At 67.0% G+C, this 11,550-nt stretch carries 10 protein-coding genes; 6 read left to right on the top strand and 4 right to left on the bottom strand.

All coding sequences use genetic code 11. The features are described from left to right. Window positions 1-2 precede the first annotated feature (2 nt). Window positions 3-1,202 carry an ABC transporter permease gene (locus tag LK535_RS13690; protein WP_227772484.1) on the top strand — a complete coding sequence of 400 codons (1,200 nt, stop codon included), beginning with the start codon at window positions 3-5 and terminating at the stop codon, window positions 1,200-1,202. Further along, a complete protein-coding gene (locus tag LK535_RS13695; protein WP_227772485.1) occupies window positions 1,199-1,921 on the top strand; it encodes an ABC transporter ATP-binding protein in 723 nt (240 codons plus the stop codon). Before LK535_RS13690 ends, LK535_RS13695 begins: the two co-directional genes overlap by 4 nt. Window positions 1,922-1,948: 27 nt before the next feature. Here LK535_RS13695 and LK535_RS13700 read toward each other — a convergent pair whose 3' ends face one another. The 3 genes from LK535_RS13700 to purT form a co-directional block, all read right to left on the bottom strand. Further along, entirely contained in the window at window positions 1,949-2,254 is a 306-nt protein-coding gene (locus LK535_RS13700) for an excalibur calcium-binding domain-containing protein (protein ID WP_227772486.1), read from the bottom strand. A gap of 102 nt (window positions 2,255-2,356) precedes the next feature. Further along, window positions 2,357-3,976 (bottom strand): amidohydrolase, encoded by a 1,620-nt coding sequence (locus tag LK535_RS13705; RefSeq protein ID WP_227772487.1) that lies wholly within the window; start codon window positions 3,974-3,976, stop codon window positions 2,357-2,359. Window positions 3,977-4,029: 53 nt separating this feature from the next. Beyond that, on the bottom strand, window positions 4,030-5,202 hold the full coding sequence (gene purT / locus LK535_RS13710) for a formate-dependent phosphoribosylglycinamide formyltransferase (protein ID WP_227772488.1): 1,173 nt from the start codon (window positions 5,200-5,202) through the stop codon (window positions 4,030-4,032). 131 nt (window positions 5,203-5,333) lie between these two features. On the opposite strand from purT, the gene LK535_RS13715 reads away from it, so the two are divergent. The 4 genes from LK535_RS13715 (at window position 5,334) to LK535_RS13730 (ending at window position 10,090) form a co-directional block, all read left to right on the top strand. Beyond that, entirely contained in the window at window positions 5,334-6,059 is a 726-nt protein-coding gene (locus tag LK535_RS13715; RefSeq protein ID WP_227772489.1) for a haloacid dehalogenase type II, read from the top strand. A gap of 115 nt (window positions 6,060-6,174) precedes the next feature. Beyond that, entirely contained in the window at window positions 6,175-6,624 is a 450-nt protein-coding gene (locus LK535_RS13720; protein WP_227772490.1) for a hypothetical protein, read from the top strand. Window positions 6,625-6,710: 86 nt separating this feature from the next. Beyond that, window positions 6,711-8,945 (top strand): TonB-dependent receptor, encoded by a 2,235-nt coding sequence (locus LK535_RS13725; protein WP_227772491.1) that lies wholly within the window; start codon window positions 6,711-6,713, stop codon window positions 8,943-8,945. An 8-nt stretch (window positions 8,946-8,953) separates the two neighbouring features. Then, entirely contained in the window at window positions 8,954-10,090 is a 1,137-nt protein-coding gene (locus LK535_RS13730; RefSeq protein WP_227772492.1) for a PepSY-associated TM helix domain-containing protein, read from the top strand. On the opposite strand, the gene LK535_RS13735 is transcribed toward LK535_RS13730, so the two are convergent. Continuing rightward, window positions 10,087-11,541, bottom strand: coding sequence for an efflux transporter outer membrane subunit (locus LK535_RS13735; RefSeq protein WP_415837139.1), 1,455 nt, complete (start codon window positions 11,539-11,541; stop codon window positions 10,087-10,089). The genes LK535_RS13730 and LK535_RS13735 overlap by 4 nt on opposite strands. Between the last annotated feature and the right edge of the window lie 9 nt (window positions 11,542-11,550).

The following is an 11,550-nucleotide window of genomic DNA, read 5'->3' on the forward strand; positions in this document are numbered from 1 at the left end:
CGATGCGCTACGCCGCCAAGATTGCGTTTCGGCACCTCCTGTCCAGCCCTGGGCAAACGGCGCTGTTGACCGTTGGCGTGGCGCTCGGCGTCACGGTGTTCATCTTCATGAGCGCACTGATCGGCGGCCTCGCAACCCTGCTCACGCAGCGCACCGTCGGCAGCATTTCCCATGTGACGCTTGAAATGCGCGATTGCGACCCGGCGCCGCTCGGCGGAACGGCGGCCCAGGCAGTCGTGCAAAAGGATCTCAGTCGACGCGAACAGATTGCCGTGTGGCAGCCGTTCCTTCCGGTCATCGCCAGCACCAACGGCATCACGGCCGTGTCTCCGCAAATCCGCGGCAGCGCCTATATCGAGCGCGGCCAGGCGATCGCACCGGTCGGCGTCACTGGCGTTACGCCCGGCAACCTTTCGGCAATTGCCAACATCCGCGGTGCGATCGTCAGCGGCAGTGCCGATCTGCCAGTGGACGGCATCCTGATCGGTCGCACGCTGGCGGAAGACCTGGGCGTTCGCGTCGGTCAGGTGCTGCGCCTCGTTTCCGATCGCGGACGCGAACGCAGCTTTCGCATCGGCGGTATCTTCTCGCTCGGTATCGCCAGTGCGGATCGTCAGGCACTGTACATGAACTTCGTTGCCGCGCGGGCGCTGTTCGACTTGCCGAGCGGCATTTCGCGCATCGAGACAAAGGTGATGCCGGTGGAAAACGCGCCGCAGATCGCCGCTACCCTGCGGCGCGCCACCGGGCTCAAGGTAACGCCCTGGACCGAGGATAACGCCCAATTGTTCGAGGCGCTGAATGCGCAGGGGCGGACCGGCACGATCATCAAGGCCTTTGCGCTGATTACCATCGTGGTTGGCATCGCCAGTGCCATGCTGTTGTCGATCGTCCGCCGCCGCAGCGAGATCGGCATCCTGCGCGCCATGGGCGCAGGCAAGCGACTGGTGACGACCATCTTCGTGCTGGAAGGAACGCTGATCGGCGCCAGCGGCGCAGTGCTTGGCGCCGCGGTCGCCTGGGCGGCGCTGGCGCCATTTCCGCCGATCGAGCAGGTTCAGTCCGGTGGCTTGCCGGTCGACCGGGCACAGGGCCAGTTCCTGCTCGCCATCGTGCTGACCACGCTCGCCGCCGCGCTCGCTTCCGTGCTGCCCGCGCGACGTGCGGCGGGGATCGATCCGGTGGAGGCGATCGGGCAATGACCGACGCGCCGCTACTTTCCGTTCGCCAGTTGGTGAAACGCTTTGGCGAGGGCGAAGCCGCTGCCACCGTTCTTTACGGCATCGACCTCGATCTGGCGCGAGGCGAGCTTGCCGCTCTGCTTGGACCATCCGGGTCGGGCAAAAGCACGCTGCTGACGATCCTCGGCACGCTGCTTCAGCCGACCAGAGGCGAGCATTGGATGCTGGGTGTCGATCTCGCCACGGCAAGCGAGGCCGAGAAAACGCGGTTTCGGGCCGAAAACATCGGATTCGTGTTTCAATTTCACCATTTGCTGCCCGATCTGACCGCGCTGGAGAACGTCATGATGCCTGCCGCGGCTCAGGCCGGGCGGGAAACGCCGGCGATGCGGGACCGTGCCGGCGAGCTGCTGGAAGCCGTTGGTCTGGCGGCACGGCGCGACTATCGCCCTGCCGCCATGTCGGGCGGACAGCGGCAGCGTGTTGCCGTGGCACGCGCCTTGATGAACCGTCCCGCGCTGGTGCTTGCCGATGAGCCGACCGGCAATCTCGACCGGGAGTCCGCGGACCAGGTGATGGACCTGATCGGCGCGATCAACGCGCAAACTGGCACTTGCTTCCTGATCTCCACTCACGACGAGCGAATCTCCGCGCGCTGCCGCCGCCGGATCGAGCTGCTCGACGGTCGGCTGGTGATGGCAGGGCCGATGGGCGGTTCGGAAGGCGGCACACTCATCTGAAGCGGCAATCCCGCCGCCCACATCACCTTAATGATAAGGCTCGCACGCGATCCCATCATTGTCCCCGTCCATCGCCGGGCGATAGCCTGGTTCACCCCGGTAGATGGGCGCGGAACCCGCAGCGCGCGCTTCGTTGCAGCCGCGCCAATAATCACCGGGTTGCGGCTCGCGGGCCCGTTTCAGGCCGGTCGCAATGGCAAGGCCGCTCGCCTTCTCGCTCACGATCTTCCGGCCCTCTGGCGTTGCCGCGACGGAGCCGATGCCGCCCGCCACGCCAATGATGCCGGCAAGGAGAAGGATCGAGGAAGGTGTAAAACGGGATGCCTGGGCCATGGCGCACCATTCCCAGCAATAGTGAACAATGAACTTACATGACGTCGTCCGCTCGCTGGATCCCCGCGCCAGTTGAGAGTGGCGCGGGGGCAGGCGAGCGACTTATTGTTCGGGATAAGCGACCTTTATCTGCTCCAGGTAGCTGCGGTGCTTGGCCGGATCATAATAGAACGGCTTCAGCTTCGGCCGCATTCGCTCCATCAGATCGGCGTTGAGATGAGTTGCCGGCTGATCGGTCGCGGTCAGTACGGGATCGTATTTCTGGTCCTTGAACTGAACGGTCTGCTGGAACGTCTTGGCCTCCGCGATCAGTGATGGCGTGGTCACCAGGTCGATAATGGTCGCCGTCACCGCTTTCGCGCCCTGCACCGCGCCCTTGTGAGCGATCGGGGTGGCCATGGCGATCGCTGACAGCACGTTATGGCCGATCATGTTGGGGATATTCGATGGGTAGCGCACGGTGATCGTCGGCACCGTCCACATCACGTCGCCGATGTCGTCCGACCCGCCACCCATGGATTTCTCCCTCGTGTCCGGCGTGGAGAGCGGCGCCACCTCGCCGGCAAGCGGCTTCAACTCGCGCCCATTGGCCTGCTGCACCGACTTCGCGAAGGTTTGATCGCCCGTGGTCCATTGCGGCATGCCGACGGCCTTGATGTTGGCCCACGCCGCTTCCGCGAGCGGCTTGTTCCCGAAATTGGGCGCGGCATAGCCCAAAGTACGCTGTGTGACCGTTGTACCCGTTCCCATCGCCGCCGCCTTGGCGATGGTGTTGCCAGTGTCGAACAGGGTGCGAACGCTCGCGAAATCCTTGTCGCGAAAATAATACCAGACGCTGGCCTTGCCGGGCACGATGTTAGGCTGGCCGCCGCCTTCGGTGACGACATAATGCGATCGTTGGGTCAGTGGCAGATGCTCGCGCCGCATGTTCCAGGCGACGTTCATCAGCTCCACGGCGTCCAGTGCGCTGCGTCCTTCCCAAGGCATGCCGGCGGAATGGGCAGTCTTGCCGCGAAAGGTATATTCGACCGAGACCATGCCGGTATTGCCCATGTCGCCCCAGCCGGTGCTGAATTCGCTGGAAACATGGGTGAAGATGCACGCGTCCACGTCCTTGAACAGGCCCGCGCGCACGTAATAGGCCTTGGAGCCGAGCAGCTCCTCGGCGATGCCCGGCCACAGCATCAGCCGCCCCGGAATCTTGTTCTTCTCCATCACCTGCTTGGCGGCGATCGCAGCAGCGATCACCAGCGGCATGCCGGAATTATGCCCCTCGCCATGGCCGGGCGCGCCTTCGACCTGCGGTTTCAATTCCGGCGACCCCGGCACCTGGCTCAGCCCCAGCAGGCCATCCACGTCGCTGCCCAGGGCGATCAGCGGCCCCCCGCTTCCCCATGTCGCCGTCCAGGCGGTGGGGATGCCGGCGACGCCGCGCTCGATCTTGAAACCATTCTTCGCAAGGATCCCGGTCAGATATTCCATGGTCTGGAATTCCTGAAAGCCCGGTTCGGCGAAGCTGAAGACAGAATCCACCATCTCCTGCACCAGCTTTGTCTGGCGCTCGACGCCGGCAATCGCATCCGCCTTCAGCCGGCCCTTGGCGCCATCATCCGCAGGGTTGGCCGCAGGTGCTGTGGTGCTCGGTTTACCCGCGAGCGCCAGGCCGGGCGACGTGAGCATGGCGGTCGCCAGCGCGGCGGCAACAGATCGGCTCGGACGCATATTCTTTCTCCCCCCAAAAGATCAGCAGCAGCAGGTGAACCGCGGAAAAATGGTCATGCAGGATCGTAGCTGAGCCGCACCTTTGACGCCGCCTCCGCCGCGATGCGCCGGGCCCCGTCGGTAGTTGCGGCGCGTGCCAGCGCCACGCCCATGCGGCGATAGGGCCGCGTCGTCGGCTTGGCGAAGATCCGCACGTCCACCTCGCCCCCCGGCGTCGCCAGCGCCTCGGCAAGGCCGTCATAGCGCACCGTGTCCGACGCACGATCCGCCAGGATCACCGCGGAGGCGGACGGGCCGTAGCTGGTCAGCGTCGGGATCGGCAGGCTCAGAATCGCGCGGGCGTGCAGGTCGAACTCGCTCAACGATTGCGAGATCAGCGTCACCATCCCAGTGTCGTGGGGCCGCGGCGACAGTTCGGAGAAGATCACCTCGTCATCCTTGACGAAGAATTCGACCCCGAACAGGCCATAACCGCCCAGGTCATCGACTACCTTGCGCGCCATGTCCTGCGCGTCGGCGATTGCCTTGTTCGACATGGCGGCGGGCTGCCAGCTTTCCTGATAATCACCGCGTTCCTGCCGGTGGCCGATCGGCGGGCAGAAGACGACGCCCTCGCGCGTACGCACCGTCAGCAGCGTGATCTCATAGTCGAAATCGACGAACTCCTCGACGATCACCCGCGCCCGGTCGCCCCGCATATTAGCGACGGCATAGTCCCACGCCGCCTCCAGCTCCGCCTCGCTGCGAACCGTACTCTGCCCCTTGCCTGATGAGGACATGACCGGCTTGATCACGCACGGCAGCCCGGTGTGCGCCGCGCCCGCGCGCACCTCGTCCAGCGTCTCGGCATAGCGATAGCGCGACGTGCGCAGCCCCAGTTCGACGGCGGCGACTTCGCGGATGCCGTCGCGGTTCATCGTCATCATTGTCGCGCGCGCGGATGGCACGATCGTCGTCCCCGCCGCTTCCAGCTCGGCCAGCACCTCGGTGCGGATCGCCTCCACCTCAGGCACGACGAAATCGGGCCGGTGCTTCTCGACTGCCGCGCGCAGCAAGTCGGCGTCGAGCATCGAGAACACCTCCCGCGCGTCCGCCACCTGCATCGCCGGCGCGCCGTCATAGCTGTCGCAGGCAATGACATAGCAGCCCAGCCGCTTTGCCGAGATCACGAACTCGCGCCCAAGCTCGCCCGAGCCGAGCAGAAGGATTGTTGCCGTGAACGCCATCCAGACCTGCCTTGTTGTTGCCGGGCAACGGAGTGGCGGGATCGGCGCGGCTTGTCCACGGGGCGCGTCGCCCTTAGCACCCGTTCGGGAAGGCGCGTGGCGACGCGTCGACACCGGACGCGAGGGGATCGATGGCGGCCAACGACTTACCAGGGGTGCTTGCGTTCGACGTGTTCGGCACGGTCGTGGATTGGCGCAGCAGCATTTCGGCTGAGTCCGGATCGTTTCTGGCGCAAATCGGCCGATCGGAGATCGATCCGGCCGCGTTCACCGACAATTGGCGCCGCCGCTATCTGACCGGCATGGCCGCCTATGCGAAATCGGGCCGGGACTTCACCATTCTCGACGTGCTGCACCGGGAAATGCTGGAAGAGAGGCTGCGGGACGAGGGGATCGATCCCGCCACCCTGGATGCAGCGTTGTTGCAGGATTGGACCTTCGCCTGGCGCCGTCTCGCGCCATGGCCGGATTCGGTCGAGGGGCTGACCCGGCTGAAGCGCCGCTTCCCGATCGTCACGCTGTCGAACGGCAATATCGCGCTGATGCTGGAGATGGCGCGGCGCGGCGGGCTGCCATGGGATGCGATCATGGGGGCGGAAGTCACCCGCGCCTACAAGCCCGATTCCCGCGCCTATCTCGGCACGGCGGAGGTCCTGGGCCTCGCACCCGGCGAGATATGCCTCGTCGCCGCGCATCACAGCGACCTTGCCGCCGCGCGCGCCTCAGGGCTGAAAACCGCGTTCATTGCCCGGCCGATGGAATATGGCGGCCGGCCCGCGCCTGATGCGAAGCTGGCGCAGGATTGGGAATGGTCGGCGGACAGCCTGATCGACCTGGCCGACCAGCTCGGCTGCTGACGGGCTGATGCCGCCGTGAGGCGGGCGACAGGGGAGCGGGCAGCGCTGCGGCGGAGGAGGCGGTTGGGCAGAATGTCCAAGTGACACGGGTGCCCGATGCCGATACCGCGAGCCAGTGCAGGCCATCCGGCTCCTTCTTGCGCAACGCCATCTTGCCCTGTTGATCTGCGGGGCAGCGCTGGTGCTGAAGCTGTTGGTGCCGACCGGCTACATGATCCAGGCTGATCACGGGCGCCTTGCCATCATCGAATGTTCGGGCGTGGTCCAGCGTCCCGCGCCGGTGGCTGCCGCTGCCGCGACGCATGGCGACATGGCGGAACATGCATCCATGCACGACCATGCCAAGGCAGATCACCACGACCAATCGGGCGATCATAGCTGGGCAAAGATGCCCTGCGCCTTTGCCGGGCTTTCGGCCGCGGCGCTCGGCGCCATCGATCCGATCCAGCTTGCCGCACTGATCGCCTTCGTGCTGGCGATCGGCTTTGTGCCGGTCGTCCTGCCGACGCCTGCGCGCGATGGCTACCTGCGGCCGCCGCTGAGAGGGCCACCAGCCTACCTCTGACCTGTCGTTTCGCGCCGTTGCTGCAACAGGCGCGTCCATGAACTGCGGCCCACGCCATAGGCGCTGGGCCGGTCAAAGGTATGTCCATGTTCCGTTCCCACCTGTTGGCGGGCGTTGCCGCGCCCTGCCTGACCTTGGCCCTGTCATCGAGCTTGTTGTTTCCGGTCGCCGCCAGTGCGCGGCCGGCCGATTCCGAAGAGGGCAACGGCGCCGCGATCATCGTCACCGGCCAGCGCGATCCTCTGCGCCTTGACGAGCGGCCGCAGGCGAGCAGCCGGCTTGGCCTGTCGGTTCGCGAAACCCCAGCCAGCGTCGAAGTGCTGACGCAGGACGATCTCCAGCTCCAGGGCGTGCGCACGGCGCGCGAGACGTTCAACCAAGTGGTGGGCGCCATCGCCGGCAACGTGCCGGGGAATCCCGCCGTCGTGTCACTGCGCGGCTTTGCCGGCAACAGCGTGTCGATCCTGCAGGACGGAGTGCGCGTTTCTACCTCCACAGTGGTTCAGCGGGACAGCAACAATTGGCACTTTGACCGGGTCGAGGTGCTGAAGGGGCCAGCGTCCGTCCTGTATGGCGAGGGCGCGCTGGCCGGCGTCATCAACAAGGTAACGCGCAAGCCGGTGCTGGGCGAGAGGCGCCTCGACAGCCTGGTCTCGGTCGGCAGCTTCGACACGCTGTTCGCGGCTGGCGGCGTGAACCTGCCGGTGTCCTCAACGCTCGCGGTGCGCGCCGATGCCAGCTACCAACGGTCCGACAGCCTCTACGACGTGGAGGATAACGACACGTTCTCTGCCGGGCTGACGGCAAGCGCGCTCTGGCGGCCGAGTGATCGATTGTCGCTGCTGGTGGCGGTTGATCATTTCGAAGACCGTTACACGTCCACTTACCAGGGCCTGCCGCTGATCCCAGAACGCTATGCCTTGCGCCCGACCGATGCGGTGCGGAGCGACAGCGGCCTGATCGCGGATCGCGCGCTTCGGCGGCGCAATTACAATCCCCGGGGCGCCTATTCCGGAGCCGACGAAACCACCGTCCGCTCGCGGCTGGACTGGGCAGTGGGTGATGGCTGGTCCGTGGCGCTGGACGTGACCGGCTATACCGCCGACCGGGCCTTCCTGCTGGCGGACAGCCAGAGCTTCGTCGCGCCTAGCGCCGCCTTTCCCGTTGGGAGCTTCCGGCAAAGCTATCAGGACTTCCGCCACGATCATCAGTTCTGGAATGCGCGGGGCGTTGTCGGCAACGATGGCCGTATCGGAGCCTTCCGCAATCGCTTCACCCTGGGCGTGGAGCATAACGAAACCGACTTCGTCAGTCTGCGGCAACAGGCGCCCACAACCGCGCTGCCCGAGGTGGACGTGCGCGATCCCGCAATCGTGCCGCTGCCGACGGGCACCGCAATCTTCACCAGCGGCAATGTCACATTTGATTCACGGCTGCGGCAGACCTCGGTTTTTGCGGAGGATGCGCTGAACCTGACGCCCAAGTGGTTGCTGGTCGGCGGTGTGCGTTGGGATTATATCGCGCTGCGCCGCGCCACGATCCAGAACGTGACCGGAGCGGTGGATCGCAACAGCCCCACCTTCAACCCGGTTTCCTGGCGGGCGGGCACCACGTGGGATGCGGCGGCGGGGCTGACGCTCTATGCCCAATATACGACCGCCGTCTCACCCGTGTCCTCGATCCTGCTGGCGTCGATCGCCAACAGCCGGTTCCGACTGACCAAGGGTCGGGCCTATGAAGCGGGGTTCAAGGCGAGCGGATGGGGCGGGCGGGCCAGCGTGACGGGCGCCGCCTATCGCATCGAACAGCGCGATATCCTGACTCGTGATCCCGCCAATCCGACGCTGACCGTACAAGGCGGGCGACAATCCTCGCAAGGGTTGGAGGTGACCGCCGTAATTTCGCCGGTGAAGGCGCTGCGCCTGTCGGCGGGCGCATCCTACACCGACGCGCAATATGACGAGCTGTCCGAGCTGATCGGCGGCGTGCGGATCGACCGCGCGGGCAATCGCCCGATCAACGTGCCGTCTACGACGCTGAATGCCTCCGCGCTCTATACAATCGCCGGCAAGGTGACGCTGGGCGGGTTCCTGCGCCACGCCAGCGCCTTCTACACCGACACGGCGAATACGATCCGGGTTGCTGGCCACCGGGTGGTGGACGCGAGCCTTTCCGTGCCGGTCGCGCCGGAAGCGACGCTGACCCTGCGCGGCCGCAACCTGACGAATGCCTTTTATGGCGAATATTCCGGTTACCCCGCCACCAACGTCTATATCGGCGCGCCGCGATCGTTCGAGCTGTCGCTGGCGGCGCGGTTCTGAGGGTGCCGATGGCTTCGCACCCGTGGCCGCCCGTGTCGGCCTTCGGTTCGCGCGCCCGCGTTCTGGTGCGGCGCGTGCACCTGTGGCTTGGCCTGACGCTCGGGCTGCTGTTCGTACTGCTCGGTATCACCGGCTCGGCGCTGGTCTTCTACACCGGCATCGACGCGGCGCTTCATCCGGTGGTGCAAGCCGGCGATGGCGCCCCCGCGCCGGGCATCCAATCCCCCGTGTGGGATCGGGCGCTCGCGACGGGCAGCGCGCGCTGGCACCATCCTGGCGGCAAGTGGACGTTTGAAGTGACGGGGGAGGGGGGCGCCATACCGGCGCGCTATTACCCCGCCCCCGGCCATCATGCGGATCGGTTGATGGTCTGGTTTTCCGCCGATGGGAGCCATATCCTGCGCGCCGAGCCATGGGGCGGCTATCTGATGAGCTGGCTGTATCAACTGCACATGCAGCTTCTCGCCGGCGACGTCGGGCATCAGATCGTCGGGTGGTCCGGTGTTGCCATGCTGTTGCTGTTGCTGTCCGGCCTGTTCGCCTGGTGGCCGCGCGGCAGCTGGCGGAAGGCGCTGGCGTTCAAGCGTGATGCCGCGCCGATCCGCCGCTTGCGCGATATCCACAAGCTGTTCGGGGTGTGGAGCATGATGCTGCTCCTGATACTGGTGGCGACGGGGGTGCTGCTGGCGCTGCCAGCGGTGACGCAGGCGCTGCTGGCGCCCACCGCGGTGCCGGCGCCGGTTTCCGCTAATCGCGGCGGTGAGGGTCGGACGGTGTCCATCGCCCGGGCACTCGCCGCCGCGCAGCGCGCGCTGCCGGACGGGCGGCTGGTGTTCGTTGACGTGCCAGTCGACGGTAATGCCCCGATCCGCGCGCGCTACCAGGTGCCGGGCGACCCGCATTCGCGCTTTCCCGGCAGCTTCGTCTTCGTTGATCGCCGCGCCGGCCATGTGCTGGCGGTGCATGATGTGCGGCGGAGCAATCTTGGCGCGGCGGTGCTGCTGTGGGTCCGCACCCTTCATGACGGGACGATCGGCGGGATGGCGACGCGCGTCCTTGCCGTGCTGCTGGGGCTGGTGCCGGCCATCCTGTTCGTGACCGGCCTTCTTCACTGGCGACGGCGGGTGGGCGCGCGAGCCGGCTAGGGCGTGGACGCGGATATGGCGGCAGTTTCGACACTGCTGCCGCCATCAGCGGTCTGCCACCCGCCACCCAGCGCGCGGAACACATCGATCTGGGCACGCGCGATCTGCGCGTCCGCCAGCGCGAGCGCGGCTTCCGCATCGGCAAAGGTGCGTTCGGTATCGAGCTGCGACAGGCTGTCGATCTGCCCCTCGCGCCGCTGGGCGCGGGTAATCCGCGCCGCCCGCTCCGCCGCCTCGCGCGCCTGACTTAGTGCCGCGCGGCGCTCGATCGCCTGCTTGTAATTGGACAGAGCGGTCTCGGTTTCCTCCAGCGCGGTCAGCACGGTGCCGTCGAAGGTCGCGAGCGCGGCTTGCGTGTCCGCTTCCGCCCCGGCGATCCGCGCCCGTGCGCGGCCCTGATTGAGGTTCCAGTTCAGCAGCGGCCCGATCAGCCAGTTGAGCGGCCCGCCACCGAACAGGTTGCCCAGCCCCGTGCTGGTCTGGCCAATCGATCCGCCCAGCGTGATGCGCGGATAGAGATCCGCCGTCGCGACGCCGATCCGCGCGGTGGCCGCGGCGAGCCGCCGTTCGGCCGCACGCACGTCGGGCCGGCGGGCGAGCAGCCCTGCCCCGTCACCCACCGGAATGGGCTGATCGAGCCGCAACATCCGGTCCCGCTGCGCGGCGATCGGGGGCAGCTCCTGCGGCGTGCGCCCGGTCAGCGTTGCCAGCCGGAACAGCGCCGCCTGCCGCTCGGCGGCGATCGTCGGCACGTCGGCGCGCCGCTGGTCGCGCAGCGCGGCGATGCGCGTCGCGTCGAGCGGCGTCGTCATGCCCACCTCGACGCGCCGCTCGGTCACGCGCAGCGACTGATCGAGCAAGGCGACGATCCGCTCCGCCACGGCCAGCCGCTCGGCCGCCGATGCCGTATCGGCATAGGCCCGCGTCGTCTCGGCGACGACGGACACGCGCACTGCGTCGGCATCCGCCTCCGCCGCGCCGACGTCACCGCGCGCCGCCTCGACGTTGCGGCTGACGCGGCCGAACAGGTCCACCTCATAGGAGACGTCCAGCCCGCCATCGGTCAGCCAGCTTTCGCTGTCGATGCCCGGTGCGCGCTGCACCTGGGAGAAGCGGTTGTAGGTCGCGCCGGCGCCGACATTGGCCTGCGGCAGGCGATCGTTGCGCACCTCCCGCAGCGCTGCGCGTGCTCGGGCGAGCCGCGCGACCGCGACGCGCACGTCGGTATTCGCCGCCAGCGCGTCGGTGATCAGCCCGTCGAGCACCGGATCCTGGTACAGCCGCCACCAATCCTCCGCCGGCGCGGCGGTCGAGACGGCCGGGCTGGTCGATACGAACGGCGCGGCAGCAGCGGCCGGGGTGGCAGGCCGGGCATAATCCGGCCCGGTCGCGCAGGCCGCCAGCGTCAGCGCGGACGCAGCCACCATCAACTTGGTGAAGTGCATGAGCATCATTTCGCT

The sequence above is a fragment of the Sphingomonas sp. IC4-52 genome (genome assembly GCF_020707225.1).
GTDB lineage: Bacteria > Pseudomonadota > Alphaproteobacteria > Sphingomonadales > Sphingomonadaceae > Sphingomonas.

Excerpts from the sequence above, each read along its gene's own strand:
- LK535_RS13715 (WP_227772489.1), top strand. The coding sequence starts at position 5,334 with ATGGCGGCCAACGACTTACCAGGGGTGCTTGCGTTCGACGTGTTCGGC.
- purT (WP_227772488.1), bottom strand. The coding sequence starts at position 5,202 with ATGGCGTTCACGGCAACAATCCTTCTGCTCGGCTCGGGCGAGCTTGGG.
- LK535_RS13725 (WP_227772491.1), top strand. The coding sequence starts at position 6,711 with ATGTTCCGTTCCCACCTGTTGGCGGGCGTTGCCGCGCCCTGCCTGACC.
- LK535_RS13690 (WP_227772484.1), top strand. The coding sequence starts at position 3 with ATGCGCTACGCCGCCAAGATTGCGTTTCGGCACCTCCTGTCCAGCCCT.
- LK535_RS13735 (WP_415837139.1), bottom strand. The coding sequence starts at position 11,541 with ATGCTCATGCACTTCACCAAGTTGATGGTGGCTGCGTCCGCGCTGACG.
- LK535_RS13700 (WP_227772486.1), bottom strand. The coding sequence starts at position 2,254 with ATGGCCCAGGCATCCCGTTTTACACCTTCCTCGATCCTTCTCCTTGCC.
- LK535_RS13695 (WP_227772485.1), top strand. The coding sequence starts at position 1,199 with ATGACCGACGCGCCGCTACTTTCCGTTCGCCAGTTGGTGAAACGCTTT.
- LK535_RS13705 (WP_227772487.1), bottom strand. The coding sequence starts at position 3,976 with ATGCGTCCGAGCCGATCTGTTGCCGCCGCGCTGGCGACCGCCATGCTC.
- LK535_RS13730 (WP_227772492.1), top strand. The coding sequence starts at position 8,954 with ATGGCTTCGCACCCGTGGCCGCCCGTGTCGGCCTTCGGTTCGCGCGCC.